11 protein-coding genes and 1 pseudogene are annotated in these 17,248 nt (G+C 62.7%); 5 read left to right on the top strand and 7 right to left on the bottom strand.

Annotated features, from left to right (window positions below; genetic code table 11):
• Positions 1-8: 8 nt before the first annotated feature.
• From K3F44_RS05685 to K3F44_RS05675, 3 genes are read right to left on the bottom strand one after another with little or no spacing between them, the layout of a single operon-like run.
• Positions 9-3,683 carry a translocation/assembly module TamB domain-containing protein gene (locus K3F44_RS05685; RefSeq protein ID WP_220633524.1) on the bottom strand — a complete coding sequence of 1,225 codons (3,675 nt, stop codon included), beginning with the start codon at positions 3,681-3,683 and terminating at the stop codon, positions 9-11.
• Positions 3,680-5,422, bottom strand: a complete 1,743-nt coding sequence (locus K3F44_RS05680; protein WP_150569395.1) for an autotransporter assembly complex family protein — start codon at positions 5,420-5,422, stop codon at positions 3,680-3,682. Before K3F44_RS05680 ends, K3F44_RS05685 begins: the two co-directional genes overlap by 4 nt.
• A 52-nt stretch (positions 5,423-5,474) precedes the next feature.
• Positions 5,475-6,125 (bottom strand): N-acetyltransferase, encoded by a 651-nt coding sequence (locus tag K3F44_RS05675; RefSeq protein WP_150569396.1) that lies wholly within the window; start codon positions 6,123-6,125, stop codon positions 5,475-5,477.
• Between the two features lie 146 nt (positions 6,126-6,271).
• Here K3F44_RS05675 and xthA point away from each other — a divergent pair, with 146 nt between their 5' ends.
• The gene (gene xthA / locus K3F44_RS05670; RefSeq protein WP_101318983.1) at positions 6,272-7,084 is read left to right on the top strand and encodes an exodeoxyribonuclease III; all 813 of its coding nucleotides are present in this window, start codon (positions 6,272-6,274) and stop codon (positions 7,082-7,084) included.
• A gap of 141 nt (positions 7,085-7,225) precedes the next feature.
• Positions 7,226-8,233 (top strand): FecR family protein, encoded by a 1,008-nt coding sequence (locus K3F44_RS05665; RefSeq protein WP_220633523.1) that lies wholly within the window; start codon positions 7,226-7,228, stop codon positions 8,231-8,233.
• Between the two features lie 9 nt (positions 8,234-8,242).
• Here the strand turns inward: K3F44_RS05665 and K3F44_RS05660 are convergent, their stop codons facing one another.
• A complete protein-coding gene (locus K3F44_RS05660; protein ID WP_101318979.1) occupies positions 8,243-9,562 on the bottom strand; it encodes a Na+/H+ antiporter family protein in 1,320 nt (439 codons plus the stop codon).
• A gap of 124 nt (positions 9,563-9,686) precedes the next feature.
• On the opposite strand from K3F44_RS05660, the pseudogene K3F44_RS25055 reads away from it, so the two are divergent.
• Together K3F44_RS25055 and K3F44_RS25050 are read left to right on the top strand one after the other, a co-directional pair.
• Positions 9,687-11,075: pseudogene (locus K3F44_RS25055) on the top strand (HAMP domain-containing protein); the annotation flags it as partial.
• Between the two features lie 102 nt (positions 11,076-11,177).
• A complete protein-coding gene (locus tag K3F44_RS25050; RefSeq protein ID WP_371918926.1) occupies positions 11,178-11,933 on the top strand; it encodes a methyl-accepting chemotaxis protein in 756 nt (251 codons plus the stop codon).
• Between the two features lie 45 nt (positions 11,934-11,978).
• Here K3F44_RS25050 and K3F44_RS05650 read toward each other — a convergent pair whose 3' ends face one another.
• The gene (locus tag K3F44_RS05650) at positions 11,979-13,922 is read right to left on the bottom strand and encodes a S8 family serine peptidase (RefSeq protein ID WP_220633521.1); all 1,944 of its coding nucleotides are present in this window, start codon (positions 13,920-13,922) and stop codon (positions 11,979-11,981) included.
• A gap of 179 nt (positions 13,923-14,101) precedes the next feature.
• Here K3F44_RS05650 and K3F44_RS05645 point away from each other — a divergent pair, with 179 nt between their 5' ends.
• Positions 14,102-14,713: a cell wall hydrolase gene (locus K3F44_RS05645; protein ID WP_220633520.1), complete on the top strand. Its 612-nt coding sequence runs from the start codon at positions 14,102-14,104 to the stop codon at positions 14,711-14,713.
• A 3-nt stretch (positions 14,714-14,716) separates the two neighbouring features.
• On the opposite strand, the gene K3F44_RS05640 is transcribed toward K3F44_RS05645, so the two are convergent.
• Together K3F44_RS05640 and K3F44_RS05635 are read right to left on the bottom strand one after the other, a co-directional pair.
• Positions 14,717-16,369 (bottom strand): ABC transporter ATP-binding protein, encoded by a 1,653-nt coding sequence (locus K3F44_RS05640; protein ID WP_220633519.1) that lies wholly within the window; start codon positions 16,367-16,369, stop codon positions 14,717-14,719.
• Positions 16,366-17,238, bottom strand: a complete 873-nt coding sequence (locus K3F44_RS05635) for an ABC transporter permease (RefSeq protein WP_150569403.1) — start codon at positions 17,236-17,238, stop codon at positions 16,366-16,368. Before K3F44_RS05635 ends, K3F44_RS05640 begins: the two co-directional genes overlap by 4 nt.
• Between the last annotated feature and the right edge of the window lie 10 nt (positions 17,239-17,248).

Here is a 17,248-nt window from a genome sequence, read left to right as displayed (position 1 = left end):
CCTCTCGATCAGAAGTCGCGCTTGTAGAAGATATCCAACGAGCTGGCCAAGCCACTGGCCGCCTCCAGATATACCTTCTTGCTCAGCTTGTAACGCAGAGCGATGGTGTTGGCCGGCTCGAATACACCCACCCCATAACGCAGGCTCAGGCGCTCGGTCAGATTCCCACTGGCGACCACGCTGGTGGTGTTGCCCGAGCCTTCGGTATCGAGCTGGAAGTCCTCGATGCCCAGATTGGACGCCATGCTGCCAGTGAGCCCGGCGCTGCCGGCAAGGCCCAGACCCAGGGCTGCTTCGGCAAGCATGTTGTTGTCTTCGCCGGAGCCACCCAGCGGCCGCCCCAGTACCAGATAAGACAATGCCTGCTCCTGACTCATCGCTGGCTCGGCGAACACCTGGGTGGTCGGCTGCTCAGCGCTGCCACTCAGACGAATACCGGCAATCACATCGTCAACCTGGCGAATCGCTTCGATATCCAGGTAGGGCTGATCGATGGGACCTGCGAACAACAACCGTGCACGGCGGATTGTCAGGCGCTGGCCGTAGGCGCGATACCGGCCATCGGCCAGGCTCAGTTCGCCACGGGTATCCATGTTGTCACCAATGTGCACGTGCCCGCGCAAGTTGGCCGTCAGACCAAAACCATTGAACGACAGTTTGTCCTGGCCGACCTCGACATTGACGTCCATGGCGATGGCCATTGGCGGCGTGCCCTGTTCGGTCTGATTGCCGATAATGACAGTATCGTCGGACACTTTGACCGTGGAGGGTGGCAGCTCACGTACGGTGATTGCACCCTTGGGTACCAATACCTTGCCCTTGACCGCAAGCTGTTCGCCTTCAAGGCTTATGGTCAGGTCAGGGGCTACTTCCAACGTGGCATAAGGCTCGACCGTGACTGGCAGTTGCTGACCCTGCAAGCGCAGTTGCATCGCCAGCGCCTGGCCCCAGGTCAAGTTGCCGCTGAGCTGAGCGCGACCGGCTGTACCGCTGCGCCAGCCGCCTTGCAACTGAACCTGTTCCCCTGCAATAAGCGCCTGCACCGACAGATCCTGCAGGCTGACCGGCAGCTGCGCACCGCTGACTTCGCCGCCAGTGAGGGCCAGAGTGCCATTGACTTGCGGTGCAAGCAGAGAGCCAGACAAGCGGCCGCTGCCGTTGAGCTGCCCGGCAAGGCGCTCGACCATTGGCAGGAATGGCCGCGCGATCGCCAGGTCGAGCCCGCTCAGACGAAAGTCGCCAGACAGCGGCTTGTCCTTACCCAACGGGTCGAGACGGGTTGTCAGCGCGAGCTCGCCAAGGCGCTCGCCGCGGAAGTTCAGCACCGTGTCGATACGGCGCGGATTGAGCGTGCTGTCCAGGCGCAGGACCTGGTACGGGAAATCCAGCCAGCGCTGACCATCGCGCACGCGCAAGGTGCCGCCACTGGCATCCACGCGTATCGTGCCTTTGGGTCCGGCTGCAGGAATATCCAGATTGATGTCGGCATTGAGCTGCCCCTGCCAGGCGAAGTCCTTGGGCATCCACTGTGCCAGGCTCTCGATCGGGAACTGCTTGAGGTGGTAACGCAGCCGCGGCTCCGGCGCCAGGCGCTGGTCTTCGCCACACAGACTGGCCTGGCCCGAGCGCCAGCAATGGGCACCGAAATCCAGCTGACCGTTGGCCAAGCGCTGCAAACGGGCCGGCGCCTGCAACTGCCAGTCCTGCCCGCCAGCTTGAATCCGACCACTGGCAAGACGACCACGCCAGTCACCCTTGGCCAGTTGACCGTCGGCAGCCAGGTCGAGCTTGAGCTGCGGACCCGCCAGCGCCAGCGTCACGGCCTGCTGGCGAATATCGCCTTTGCCGGCCATGTTCAGATCGCCAAGCGAAGTCTCGCCCAGGCGAATATTGCCCGCTTTGAGGGTGAGTTGGCCGCGCTGGGCGCTGTCCAGGCGGGCATCGAGATCAAGTCGTTGCACACGGTTGTCTGCCTGAGCCAGTTGTTGCCCCTGCACACTCAAAGTGCCCTGCGGCGCTTGCAGGGTCCCGGCGAGGTCGAGGCGACCTTTGACCTGGCCCTGCAAGCGGGGCCACAGCTGGCCAAGGCGCGGCATATCCAGATCGATCCGGCCGGCCAGGCGCTGCTGCAGGCTACCGCTGCCGTTGATGCGGTTGTCGCCCAACTGGATGGCCAGGGCGCCAAGTGTCCAACTGTCGCCAGCCCCCTCGGCCTCGGCCTTGAGCACTGCTGGCTGACCGCGCAAGCGGCCTTTGAGGTCGAGCAAGGCGCTCAGTTGCAGGCGCTCGTTGTGCAGTTCGCCCTTGCTGCGCAGCGGCCCGGCGAGCGTGCCTGGCAGCTCGGCAAGCCAGTAGGCTGGATCGAGCGCTGAAAGCTGCAGGTCGACGTCCCAACTGATCTTCTCGGCAAAACCGACGATGACGCTGCCGGCAGCTTTGCCCTGCCCTGCGCTGAGCAGTAATTGCGGCAGGCGTACGTGGCTCAAGTCACCCTCGAACGGGCTACTCAAATTGAATGCACCGGCCGGGCCGTCCAGATCACCCTTGAACGAACCTTGATAGTTGCCATCGCGGTACTGTACATCCGCAGTCAACCGTTTGAGCACCACTTGCGGCGCTTCTTCAAGCGGATACAGACGCAGCCACGGGAAGTCCTGCCAATCGACTTTAGCGTCGGCAATCAGCCCCTGCTGCCAGTCGGCAGTGGCTTGCAGCTTGAGCCGTTGGCTGTCGCTGGCGTTCAGGTCCAAAGCATCCAGTCGGGCGCCTTTGGCGTCGACCTTGCCCGCCAATAGCAGACCTATAGGCCCCTGCTCGGCCGGCAGATTGGCCGAGCCGGAGAGCTGGTAGCCCTTGTCCAGATCGCCCACGGCATCCAGCTTGAGTTGCTCGAGCTGCAAGGTATCCGGCAGCGTCGCAACCGGCTTGAAGGCGGCCGACTCAAGCCGCAGTCTGGCTGGCAGGTGCTCCGCCAAAGCCTGCAGTTCACCGGTAAGGCGGGCGCTCAGGTAGCCGGTGCTGGTTGCGTCCAGATTGAGTGTCTTCTGCAGCTCGCCGGTGGCATTCAGCGCCAGTTGCCAGGCCTGCCCCTCTACCGGCGGCAGCTGCACGCTGCCAGTCAGTTGCACTGGCCAGTCGCCCTCGGGCTGCACGTCGCCCTGCACGCTCACATGCAGGTCATCGCGTTGCAACTGCAAGGTATCGATGCGCAGGCCATTGTTGCTCCAGTGCGCCGCAAGCTGCAGGTCACCCAGCAGGTCACTGCCATCCAGGCGCAGTTGGCCAAGTTTCACTTCGCCTAGTTCGATAGCCACTGGCAGGCGCAGCGTCGGCAACTGCAGCGGGTTGCTGTCGGCTACGGTTTCACTGGCGGCAAATGCCATGTCGATGCGCTCAGCCTGCAGGCGCTCGATACACAGGGTGGCCCGCAGCAGGCACAGCGGCGACCAGCTCAACTGCGGTGCCTGCACCTCGACTCGGCTGGCGCCGTCGTCCCAACTCAAGCGACGGGCCTGCCAGTTACTGCCAAGCTGGCCCTGGAAGTCGTCGACCGTCAGCCCTGGCACCAGGTCCAGCGCCCAGCGGCTACCGGCTTGCGTGCCCAATAGCAGGCTCAGACTCAGTGCGATCAGCAGCGCAAAGCCCAGCAGACTGATTAATATGTACTTCAAAGCACGCGTCACAGCTCAGGCCCCATCGAGAAGTGCAGGCGGATGCCGCCGTCGTCGTCCAGTGCCTTGGCCAGGTCCAGGCGCAGTGGCCCGACCGGCGACACCCAACGTACGCCGACACCGACGCCGGTTTTCAGGCTGGGCAGATCCAGCGAGTTGAACGAGTTGCCTTGATCGACAAAGGTCGCGATACGCCACTTCTCGGCCACCGAATACTGGTATTCGGCGCTACCGGCCACCATGTAGCGGCCACCAATACGGTCGCCGTCGCTGTTTTTCGGAGATAGGGTCTGGTAGTCGTAACCACGCACGCTTTGGTCGCCACCGGCGAAGAAGCGCAACGAGGGCGGAATCTTGCTCTGATAGCTGTTGGTGGCGCTGCCACCAAATTGCAGCCGGCCGAGCAGCCGGTGATTCTGGCCCAGGGTAGTCAGGCCCTTGAGCAGGACGTTGCCGTGTAGCAGGTTGGTGTCAGACATCAGCCCTTCCTTGGCCACCTGCACATCGAACTGCAGACGGTAGCCATTGTGCGGGTCGATGCGGTTGTCACTGCGCAGGTACGAGTAACTTACCCCAGGCATCAGCAGCTTGCTCAAACCGGAGTCATCCCCCAGCTTGTACTCTTCGCGCTGATACTTGAGCGACACCACCCGCTGCCAGCCGCTGGGCAGCTTGCTGTGCCATTCAGGGCCAACGGTGAGCAGCTTGCTGACGGTATCGGTGCCTGCGATCTCTTCATTCTGGTAGCCACCGGCGAAGCGCAGCTTGTCGGTCAGTGGCGGATCCAGCGGTATGTCATACCACAGGCCGACGTTCTGCCGCGGCGCCGACAGTTCGGTTTCCCAACCATAGCTGTGACCCTGCGGGTTGACCCAATGGCGTGTCCAGTTGGCCTTGCCGCGCGGGCCAACGTCGGTCGAGAAGCCCAGGCCCAGGCCCATGGTGCGTGGTTTGCGGGTTTCCAGGCTGACGTCGACCGGGATCTGTTCGCCCACCGCAGCGGTGGGCGCCGCATCGACCCGCACGCCTTCGAAATAGCCGCTCGACTGCAGGTCGTTGTTGAGTTCGGCGATGAGCTCGGAATCATAGGGCGTACCGGCCTTGAACGGCACCATGCGCTGCAGCAGGTCCTGGTCCAGCGGCGTGTCGCCGGCAAAGTGCACGGCGCCAAGCTGAAAGCGTGGCCCGCTTTGATACACCAGTTCGATGTCGGCAACGCCGGCCTGCGGATCTACAGCCAGGCGCTGGCTGGTAAAGCGCCCTTTGAAAAAGCCGTAACGCGAAGCCTGATTCTGGATCAGACGCTTGGCGTCCTCATACAGACCATGATTGAGGCGTTCGCCGGGGCGCAGCGCGGCGCTATCAGGTACACGAAAACTCTTCAGCTCGGTGGCCGGGCCCTCGATGCGCACAGTGACATTGCGCAAGCGCACCGGCTCACCGGGGTCAATGCGAATGATCAATTGCGGATGCTGGTCAGGCCCGGCCGGCGCCTTGACCTCGGTGTCGATCTGGGCCTGATAGTAGCCAAGTGCCTGCGCGGCTTTGCGCGCCTGCTCTTCGGCGCCGCGACTGAAACGCAGCAATGCGTCCTCGTCACGGTCTCCCAGGCTGCCAATATAGCCTTCGACATTCGCCTTGAGCGCCTTGTTGGCGGGTTTGACCCGCACCAGCAGTTCGCTCTGGGCCCATACTGTGCTGCTGGCGGCCAGGATGATCAGGCCCCAGGTCAATCTTCCTGAATACGTCATGCCGCGCATGCTACCAGAGCTTGGCGCGCAAAGGAGCCGTCTACCTCGCAGGTCACGCTGTTACTGACCTGGATGACAAAGGATTGGCATGAAAGAACACCCGCTCAGTCACTGGACCTATGGCAATTTCGCCAATCTCCTGATACCCCTGAAGCTTGTAGAACGCCAGATAACGCGCATTGCCGGTATCCAGCACCACGCCATGGCTGCCTGGCTCCTCGGCGCACCAGTCATGAACAGCCTGTAACAATTGTTCAGCGTGCTGCTGACTCCTGAAGTCAGGGTGCACGCCCAGCAGTGGCAGCATATGTACCTGATCTGACGGCAAGCTCCCTACCAACGCTGCCTGATAATCCAGGTAGCGGCGGGTGCAGCGCAGGCCGGTGCCGATGATCATGCGCAAGCGCCACATCCAACTGTCAGCCACGCCAAGGCGCCGCAGCGGCGGCACGATCAGCGCCACCCCGGCCAGACGGTCTTCGACCATCAGGCCCACTGCCGGTAGCTGCAGGTAGAAGTGCTGGCGAACCCATGCCCGAATCATGGCGCGCAGGCGCCGTTCATAGCCAGGGCGCTGGGCCTCGAACAGATAGGCAACGGTCGGCTCTTGCCGATAGACTTCGTACAGCACAGCGCGCACCTCGCGGCGGTAGCCCTTGTCGAGCAAACAGGTGCGAGCGGTTGCGCGGATATCGTCGGGCATTGCAGTTAAACCTTCATGGAGTGAACGTACACCTTGGAGGCGAGGCAGCGCGGGTTGGTTCACCGCTGCGCGCAGGCAGCGCCACCATGCTGGCGATGAGCGCCGATGTTCGATAGCATCCGCAGTTTTACCGGGGTTGCCTCGCCATGAAGATCGTCTCGTTCAACATCAACGGCCTGCGCGCCCGTCCGCATCAGCTGGCGGCGCTGATCGAGAAGCATCAGCCAGACGTTATCGGCCTGCAGGAAACCAAAGTCAGTGACGAGCAGTTCCCCTTGGCTGACGTGCAAGCCCTGGGCTACCACGTGCATTACCACGGCCAGAAGGGCCACTATGGCGTCGCCTTGCTCTCGCGCCAGGCGCCGCTGGCACTGCACAGAGGGTTTGCCACTGACGAAGAGGACGCCCAGCGGCGCTTCATCTGGGGCACCTTCGCCGACGCCAACGGCACCCCGATCACCATCATGAACGGTTACTTCCCGCAGGGAGAAAGCCGCGACCATCCGACCAAGTTCCCCGCCAAGCAGCGTTTCTACAGCGACCTGCAGGTGCTGCTCGAAGGCCAGTTCGACAATCAGCAGCCGCTGATCGTGATGGGCGACGTCAACATCTCGCCTGAAGATTGCGACATTGGCATCGGCGCTGACAACGCCAAGCGCTGGCTGAAGACTGGCAAATGCAGTTTCCTGCCAGAGGAGCGTGAGTGGATGCAGCGTCTCAAGGACTGGGGCCTGGTCGACAGCTTTCGCTACCTGAACCCGCAGGTCAGCGACCGTTTCAGCTGGTTCGACTACCGCAGCCGCGGCTTTGAAGACCAGCCCAAGCGCGGTCTGCGCATTGATCTGATCATGGCTTCGAGTGGCTTGCTGCCACGACTCAAGGACGCTGGTGTTGACTATGACCTGCGCGGCATGGAAAAACCTTCCGATCACGCGCCGATCTGGCTGGAGCTGGCCTGATAAATCAGCGCTGCGGACGCTGATTAGCGTCCGCAGATAGGCAAAGCTGACGAAATATCGCGTATCTGATAGTCATTCGCCATTATCTCGGTTCTCGGGACCCCCTTGGCAGGGGTAGAATGCGCAAAACCGGGAGCCGTAATGAATCAGGACCGTTTGACCCCCAACCAGGACGATGCCATCACCGACGCTGCGGCGCATTGGTGCATGCGCCTGCATGCCGATGACTGCACGGCGGCCGAGCGCGAGGCATTTGATCTGTGGCTGGCGGCCGACCCGCGGCACTTTGCTGAATACCGCGCGATGCAGGAAATCTGGCAGACCGCTGATCTGTTGCCACGCCGCACGGCTGTCGTCGAGATTGGCGCCCGCCCAGTACGCAAGGCGCAGCCACGCCACTGGCGGCCATTCGCTTCGGCTGCAGCCATTGCCCTGCTGGCCCTGCCGCTGGCTAGCTGGGTCGGTTGGGAGCAAGGCTGGCTACCCAATCACTACCAGCATTTCGAAGCTACCGATCAGGTGCGCCAGGTGCAACTGAGCGATGGCAGCCAGGTCGAGCTCAACCTGCACAGCGAACTGCGCTTCTTCAATTACAAAGATCAACGCCAGGTCACGCTTACCCGCGGCGAGGCGTTTTTCAAGGTTACCCACGACACCGCCCACCCGTTCATCGTGCGCGCCGGCAACGGCCAGACGCGGGTAACCGGGACCCAATTCAACGTCTGGAAGTACAACGACGAGGTCAAGGTGACGTTGGTTGAAGGCTCGGTACTGGTCAGCAGCCACGGTGACGATGGCGGCTATCGACTGGGCCCGGGCATGCAAGCCAGTTATCACGCCGGCGATTTCGAGCCGACCCTGGCGCAGAATGATGACGCCGACAACAGCCTGGCCTGGCGCAGTGGCAAGCTGGTGCTGGACAACCTCAGCCTGGCCCAGGCCCTGCCGGTGATCAACCGCTACCTGGAGCGCCCGCTGCTGTTGGCCGATGACAGTACCGGCGCAATCCGCGTCAGCGGCGTGTACAACACCCGCGAAGTCAAGCGCATGGTCGATAACCTGCCCAAGGTGTTGCCGGTCTACCTGACCCGCAGCAAGGACGGCAGCACCGTCCTCAACCGCATCACACCGTTGACCAACAAGGGCTGACGCGGGGCGTCAGAGCACCATCGCCGCAAGCCAGCCAAAGGCCAGCAGTGGCAGGTTGTAATGGAGGAAGGTCGGCACCACGGTGTCCCAGATGTGGTGATGCTGGCCGTCCACATTCAAGCCCGAAGTCGGCCCCAGGGTCGAATCCGATGCTGGCGACCCGGCGTCACCCAATGCACCCGCTGTGCCGACGATGCACACTGTAGCCACTGGATCGAAGCCCAGTTGCACACACAGCGGCACGAAGATCGCGGCTAGAATGGGAACGGTAGAGAACGACGAGCCGATGCCCATAGTCACCAGCAAGCCCACCAGCAACATCAGCAAGGCACCAACGCCCTTACTGTGGTTGATCCACTGCGCAGAGGCCTGGACCAGGCTGTTGACCTCGCCGGTTGCCTTCATCACGTCGGCAAAGCCCGAGGCGGCAATCATGATGAAGCCGATCATGGCCATCATCTTCATGCCTTCGGTAAACAGATCATCAGTGTCTTTCCAGCGCACGATGCCCGACAGCGAAAAGATCAGAAAACCGACCATGGCGCCTATGATCATCGAATCCAGCCACAGCTGAATGATGAACGCTGCTGCGATCGCCAGGCCAGCGACCATCAGCGTCAAGGGGTTGTAGCTGACACTGACCTGCTCGACCTGCTCGATTTTCGCCAGGTCATAGTCGCGTTTCTTGCGGTAGCTGACGAACACTGCCAGGAGCAGCCCGGCGAGCATGCCGGCCGCAGGAATGGCCATCGCCTGGGTAACGTTGACCGCGCTGACGTCGACCCCGGCGCGGCTGACATTGGCCAGCAGGATTTGATTGAGGAAGATGTTGCCAAAGCCAACCGGCAGGAACATGTACGGCGTGATCAGGCCAAAGGTGATCACGCAGGCAATCAGCCGCCGATCGATGCGCAGTCGGGTCAGCACATACAACAGCGGCGGCACCAACAGGGGGATGAAGGCAATGTGAATGGGCAGTATGTTCTGCGACGACACGGCCACCACCAGCATCAGGCCGATCAGCAACCATTTGACCTTGCCACCTTCGCTATGGCCCTGGCGCTCGATCATATTCAAGGCCCGATCTGCCAGCGCGTGAGCCAGGCCCGATTTGGCAATGGCTACGGCAAATGCGCCAAGCAGCGCGTAGGACAACGCGACCGTGGCGCCGCCGCCCAGCCCACCATTGAAGGCCTTCAACGTGCCCTCGATACCCAGGCCGCCGACCAGGCCGCCGGTCAGCGCACCGATGATCAATGCGATCACCACATGCACGCGGGACAGGCTCAATATCAGCATGATGCCGACCGCGGCAATGACTGCATTCATGGTGTGGACTACCTCGTTACGACAGACGGAAAGCATTGGCACCGGCGTCAGGCTGCACACAGGCAGCGGCCGGTCCAGAGGGGTGCAATGCGAAGGGCGCACACTCTGAAGGGCGAGTCGACAGATGTCAAATCGGCCAAGGCCGAATTCAATTGAACGTTTGAATAAAGAAAATCCTGTGGTCGCCGACACAGAGTGCAGACCTATTACAAGGGACTTTCCCAAAATGCCTCTGCGACAACTGTCCATCCAGTGGAAGATCACCCTGCTCGCCGGCTTGTGCCTGGCCGCCATCGTCACGCTACTGGTCGGTCTGTCCCTGTACCGCATGGACCACAGCTCCGACCTGGTAAAGGCCAGCAGCATGAAGATGCTCTCCGACTCAGCTCAAGCCCGCATCGAATCGCAGGGTGAAGTACAGGCGCTGAACATTCGCCGCCAGTTCATGGACGCCTACCAGTACGGCGCAGGTTTTGCTCGGCAGGTGCTGTTCTTGCGCGAGCAGGCGGAAAAACGCTATCTGGACGCCTTTGACCTGCGCGAAGACATGACCGCACAAGTGCGCAGCGCCCTGCTGGCCAACCCTGAGCTGCTAGGCCTGTCGCTGGTGTTCGAGCCTGACGCGCTGGATGGCAAGGACAGCCTGTTCACCAATCAGCACGAGTTGGGCAGCAACGAAACTGGCCGTTTTGCCTTGTATTGGTCGCAACCGCAGGCCGGCAAACTGACCTCCATGGCCTTGCCTGAACTGGACATGGCCAACATCGAAATCGGCCCCAGCGGGCAACCGGCCAACACCTGGTGGGTATGCCCGCGCAGCACCGGCAAGGTCTGCGTGGTCGAGCCGTATTTCTATGCCATCGACGGCCAACAGGTGTTGATGACGAGCATCGTCTTCCCGCTGTCGGTCAAGGGCAAGGTGATTGCCACGCTGTCGGTGGACATCAACCTGAGCAGCTTGCAGGCCATGAGCGAAGAAGCCAGCCGCGGCCTTTATCAAGGCCAGACCACGGTCGGCATCCTCAGCCCGGTCGGCCTGCTCGCAGGCTACAGCGCCGACTCAAGCAAGCTGGCCCAGCGTTTCGACCAGGTCGATGTCGCGCAAGGCGCCGAGTTGGTGCGCAAGCTGGCGGACGGCAAATTACAGATTGTTCACGCCGAACAGCGTTTGAAAGTGCTGGCAGCGTTTCAGCCGATTCCCGGCAGCAAGCCGTGGGGCGTATTGCTCGACGTGCCGCAAAGCGCCCTGACCGGTCCGGCCGAAGCGCTGAAGAACGAACTTGATGCGCTCAACACCAGCGGCACCTTGCTTGAACTGGGGTTAGGCCTGGGCGCGGCGCTAGCCGGGTTGCTGTTGGTCTGGCTGATGGCACGTGGCGTCACTCGGCCGATCCTGGGCGTGGCAGCGATGCTCAAGGACATCGCCAGTGGTGAAGGCGACCTGACCCGTCGCCTGCAGTACGACAAGCGTGATGAACTCGGTGAACTGGCAGGTTGGTTCAACCGCTTCCTCGACAAGCTGCAGCCCACCATCGCTGACGTCAAACGCTCGGTGCAGGCCGCCCGTGGCACGGCTGATCAGTCTGCTGCAATCGCCAGCCAGACCAGTGCTGGCATGGAACAACAGTATCGTCAGGTTGACCAGGCGGCCACTGCATCGCACGAGATGAGCGCCACCGCTCAGGACGTCGCCCGCAGCGCGGCACAGGCCGCCCAGGCCGCCCGCGAGGCTGACCTGGCCACCCGTGAAGGCCTCGCCGTGATTGGCCAGACCACCGACAGCATCGATAACCTGGCAGCCAACATGAGCAGCGCCATGGCCCAGGTCGAAGGGCTGGCTGGCAACAGCGAAAAAATCGGCTCGGTGCTCGAAGTGATTCGCTCGATCGCCGAACAGACCAACCTGCTCGCCCTGAATGCCGCCATCGAAGCAGCCCGCGCCGGCGAAGCAGGACGCGGCTTTGCCGTAGTTGCTGACGAAGTGCGCAATCTGGCACGGCGAACCCAGGAGTCGGTCGAAGAAACCCGCCAGGTGATCGAGGCGCTGCAAGCTGGCACGCGTGAAGTAGTCGACGCCATGGACAGCAGCCACCGCCAGGCCCAGGGCGGCGTCGAGCAAGTTGGCCAAGCGGTCACTGCGCTGCAACGAATCGGCCAGGCCGTCACGGTCATCACCGACATGAACCTGCAGATTGCCTCGGCTGCCGAAGAGCAGAGCGCAGTGGCAGAAGAGATCAACAGCAACGTCGCGACTATCCGCGACGTGACTGAATCGCTGTCAAGCCAGGCCAACGAGTCGGCGCGGGTCAGCCAGTCGCTCAACCAACTGGCAAACCAGCAGCAAGCACTGATGGATCAGTTCAGGGTGTGATTGATTTTCACGCTGCCCCGAGCGCAGACGACCCGGGGCAGCGCATTAGAGCTCGTCGTGAGCGCTGAACGTGCCGCCGCCGAGAATTCGGTCAAGCATTACCAACGCTGCCTCCACGTTCGGCCTACTGCCCATCGGCAGGACGTCGGTCAGAGGCAAGGTAGCGTCTTGATAACCTGTCGCCATCACCAGCAAATGCATCTGGTCGGCATTCAGATAAACATGATGCTGGCGCATGGCGTAGGACTGAATCAGGCTCAGGGCACCCGTCACCAAAGGGGTTGCGCTGGAGGTGCCACCGTAGCTGCTGGTGTAGTCTCGGTCGTCACCCTTTTTGTCCTGTAGCTTGCCGTAGCCCAGCGTGGCGACACTATCACCCCACGCGTTGAGCATTCGATAGCGGTAGCCGTAATTGGAGTACTGATGAGGCTTGCCGTCCCACGACTGGCAGGCCCCTACCAAAATGGTCGAGGCATCGCCATGGTCGTCGAAGTAAGGCCATTGGCCTAGATCGACACCGTGCCCCCGCGTCGTACCCTTGTCCGCCAGCGACTGATTGCTGCCATTGGCGGCGGCATTGACCACGACCGCGCCGCGCGCGGTCAGCGCCTCGCACACATCCCACCAGTCGCGCTCGTGCAGCGACGGCAAATAGGTGCTGAGTACATGGATGCTGGCGCTTTGCCTGTTGATGGCGACGATGTCGCCTGCGCGTACCTGGCGCAGCAGGTCTGCGGGCGTGCGGGGGTATTTGCGGTGGTCGATGGCCCGATTGTCGTACAGGTATAGCTCACAATCATGGCAGATCCCGTTCATGCCGAACGAATTGGCCTGGGCAAACAGCAGGCCCACCGATGCGGTACCGTGGGCCGGGTCGGCGTTGGGTTGGTCGCTGATCACGTGTAGCCGTTCAGTCCCGCGCAGGTCCTCATGTCTGGCGAACAAGCCCGCATCGGAAAAGTGCACGCGGGTGCCCTTGCCGGTCACCTGTTTGCTCCAGACGCTGCGGATGTTCATCCCTTTGTGCGAGGCGGTCGGTGCATCCAGGTAAGTCTGCAGCGCATCGAAGTCCGGCGTCGGTTGCGAATCGTCGTGAGCGTCATCACCCGCTACCACCGCCGCACCCGTGATCAGTGTCGCCACTAGCGCAGCGAGCGCCGCGGCAATGAGGTTGCCGGGTTCCTGCTCGGCGGGCGGGAAGGATAGCGACTCGACGTAGTCCAGCGCCGCCAGGGTTCGTAGTAGCGCGATGAAGGTATCGTTGAACATGCTTGCTGGCTGTGCGAGCAGGTAGTAATCGCGCAGCACTGCAAGCGCGTCGTCGTCATGCTCTTCAGCGCTCAGCACCGGCTGCAGCTGGATGACCTGCTTGAGGTTCGGCCACAGACGGACCAACCTCGAGCGGCTGTCCGGCTCAAGATCGGCAACGAAGGAGGCAAAACCGTCCTTGCCGAACTTGACCAGCAGCGCCGGCAGAGCCTTGTCGGCAGCGCCGTCGGGCAGTCCGCTGAACACGGGCAGCAGTGGGTCGTAAACAGGCCTGGGCCCAGATTCAGGCGGCGCTGCAGAACGTTTGACGCGTAACGAGGCTCCCGTCAGCGGGACCCGATCCAGCATACGCCGTTCGGTTTCTTCGGGCTGGATCTCGATGACCATCGTTGGCCAAGTGATGGTGGCATCAGCATCGGAGGGCAGGTCAAGCTGGATGATCTGCTCGTCGGTCAGGGTGATGCTTGCGGTTATCTCGAAGCGGCCGTGCCTCAGATCGGTGCCTAGAATGGCCGGACAGCCATGGTCAACCAGCAGCCCGCTGTCAACCTGGGAGCTTGAGGTGGAGGAGTCCAGTCGCTTGGGCCCTCGCGCGTTGATGACGCGTAGCACGTAACGAATACGCTTGATCTTGTGCAGGTCTGGACCGATACAGCGCAAGTGAAACTTGCCATCGAAATTGAAGTTTCGGTAGTAGAGGATTTCGATATTGATGCTCATCAGGCGGCTTCCCTTCAAGTGCAGCCGACTCCTTCGCGAGCGGCCGAACAACAATGATTGCGCCGCATCCCGCCGCCTCCCAGCACGAAGCGGTTCCTCTGCAGCCCGCAGCTCAGGTTGCGGCAGCCCAACGCAGCGGCAGCTAGACTGACCTCCAGCACCCACCTGCGAGGCTCGTCATGCGCGCGTCAGCGATCATTTTTGCTTTGTTCATGGCCCTGCTCGCAGGCCCCACCCTTGCCGCCGATGCACCCACCGCCGCGGTCGCCGAAGACAAGGCCGAAGCGCTCGAGAAGAAGGTCGTCAACGACGCACCGCCGGCGAAAAAAAACGAGGCACTGACTTCAGGCGAGGTCATAGCGGTCGATCCCAGTGGCCAGGCGCCGATGGACGACAGCATCACCTGCCTGGCCCGCACCATCTACTGGGAGGCCAAACAGGCCGATGCCAAGGACATGAGCGCAGTCGCCAGCGTGGTGCTCAATCGCCTCGGCCAGGACGGTTTCCCGGACACCATCTGCGGCGTGGTCAAGCAGGGGGTCAAAAGCAAGAGTTGCCAGTTTTCCTGGTGGTGCGACGGGCGCCCTGACCAGGTCGAGGAAAAGGACCGCTACGACATTGCCAAGGAAATCGCCCGCAAGGCGCTCAACCAGCAGCTCAAGGACCCTACCAATGGCGCCCTGTATTTCCACGACCGCTCGGCGCGGCCAGCCTGGGCCAGGGCTTACCGCAAGACTGCCGAGACCAGGCTGTTCCTTTTTTACAAGCCTAACCCAGCACTGGCGCGCTGAGCTTTATACCGCGAGGCGGCGCACCCACAGTGGCTGCGCAGGTGGCAACGTCGGCACCGCATCCAGCAACGCCCGGGTATAGGCATGGCGCGGCTGGCCCAACACCTGAGCGGCGCTACCCTGCTCAACCACCCTGCCCGCTTGCATCACCAGCACATGATCGCTGACCTGCTCGACCACACCCAGATCATGGGAAATGAACAGGCAGGCCAGGTTCAGCTCGGCCTTGAGTTCAGCCAGCAAGGCGAGGATGCGAGCCTGTACCGACACGTCCAGCGCCGACACCGGTTCGTCGCAGATCAACAGGCGCGGTTTCATTGCCAGTGCACGGGCAATGGCAATGCGCTGACGCTGGCCTCCAGACAGCTCCAGCGGGCGCCGATCAAGCACGCTGGCAGGCAACTGCACGCGCTCCAGCAACGCCACCGCCTCGGCCCGCTGCAAGGAGCGCGGCACCCCGGCCAGCGCCAGCGCTTCGCTGAGTACGCGCAGCACGCTGTAGCGAGGGTCGAACGAAGCCAGCGGGTCCTGGAACACTACCTGGATGCCCTGCCGTGCCCGCCGCTTCTGCTCGGCGCCGAGCGCCAACCAGTCGCTACCGGCGAACTCGACCCGGCCCTGGTCGGGTTGTTCCAGGCCGAGCAAGATGCGCCCCAGGGTGCTTTTGCCAGAACCGGACTCACCGACCACACCCAGGGTTTGCCCGGCGCGCAACTGCAACGACACCTCGCTCAACACCTGGCGGACGCTGCCGTCGGGGCCGGCAAAGGATTTGCCCAGCCCGCTTGCAGCAAGCAATACCGGCTGTTCAATGCTGCTCGCACTGGGCTCAACCAACGCCAGCGCAGGCTGCGTTGTGCGCTGCAAATGGACGGCACGCGCGGCGCTGAGCAGGCGCTGGGTATAAGGGTCTTGCGGGTCCTGCAGAATCTGTTCGGCACTGCCCTGCTCCACTACATGTCCGCCGCGCATCACCACCACCCAATCGGCCAACCGTGCCACCACCGCCAGATCATGGCTGACCATCAACAAGCTGTTCTGCTCATCGCGCAGTTGTTCAAGCAGGCGCAGAATCTGTGCCTGCACGGTCGCGTCAAGCGCCGTGGTCGGCTCATCAGCGATCAGCAGGCGCGGCCGGCAGGCCATCGCCGAGGCGATCAACGCGCGCTGACGCAGGCCACCCGACAACTGCCACGAATACTGCTGAGCGCGCACCTGCGGCTCAGGCACGCCGACCTCGGCGAGCAACTGCAGGACCCGCAGACGACGTGCCTCCGCGCCCAGGTCAGAGTGCAGCAGCAGTGCCTCTTCGATTTCGCCACCCACCCGCCGCAACGGGTCGAGCGAACCCAGTGCGTCCTGCATGATGAAACCGATCTGCGCGCCGCGCAGGCGTTGATAGTCAGCCTGGTCGAATACACGCAGGTCGCGCCCGGCAAACTCCAGCCGTTGCGCCTGCACCTGCGCGCCGGGGCCCGCCAGGCCGACCAGGCTGCGGGCGGTGACGCTCTTGCCCGAGCCCGACTCGCCAACCAACGCCACGCACTGCCCGGCGCGCACCTGCAGATCGACTCCGTGTACCACCGCTACACCGTTGAAGCTCACTCGCAGGTCGCGGATGTCGACCAGTGCCGACGCCGTATTCAAGCCACTCATAGGCCTTTGCCCTCACTGCGCCGTAGCCAGTCTCGGCCGATGGCGCTGATGGAAATCACAGTCAAGGTAATTGCCAGCGCCGGCCAGGCCATCAGCCAGGGCGCGTTGGCCATGAAATTGCGTGCCACTGCCATACTTGCGCCCCACTCGGGTGCCGGTGGCGGAGCGCCAAAACCGAGAAAACTCAGCGCGGCAGCGGCGGTGATAGCCCCGCCAAGGCCGATGCAGGCGAGGATCAGGACCGGTTGCACCGCATTGGGCAGGACATGGGCAAACACCACAGCCAGCGGCCGCCGACCCAGGGTCAGTGCCGCCTCGACGAAGCTGGCATGGCGGATGCTCATGGTCTGCGCGCGCACCAGCCGGGCATAGCGCGGCACTGCCGCGATGCCGACGGCAATGATCAAGTTGGTCGTGCCCTGACCAAACAGCGTGATCACCACCAGCGCCAGCAGCAGGTCGGGAAATGCCAGCAGCACATCCACCGCGCGCATCAGCAGGTTATCCAGCCAGCGCGGTGCGAGGCCGGCAAGCAATCCTAGCAAGGTGCCCAGGCCCAGCCCGAGCAGGGTTGCGGTGAAACCGATAAGCAGGGATGCACGCGCCCCGTGAATAACACGGCTAAGCACGTCTCGACCATTCTCATCGGTACCCAGCCAGAACTGGCTGCTGGGCGGTTGATAAGCCAGGCGCGCATCAGCCAGCAAAGGATCGGCCGGCGCCAGCCAGCCAGGCAGTGCCACCGCCAGCAACAGCAAGCCGATGGTCGCCCAGGCCAGGCACAACCCTGGCCGCGCAGGGCGCCAGCGCGACAGTCGCGCACTGGTTGCCAGCGTCGGCACCTGGGCAGCGGGAATGATCGCGTTCATGCAACCTCCT

Source organism: Pseudomonas sp. S07E 245 (assembly GCF_019599025.1).
Lineage (GTDB): Bacteria > Pseudomonadota > Gammaproteobacteria > Pseudomonadales > Pseudomonadaceae > Aquipseudomonas > Aquipseudomonas shirazensis.
The sequence above is the reverse complement of the archived record's forward strand: the minus strand, read 5'-3'. Positions and strand labels throughout refer to the sequence as shown.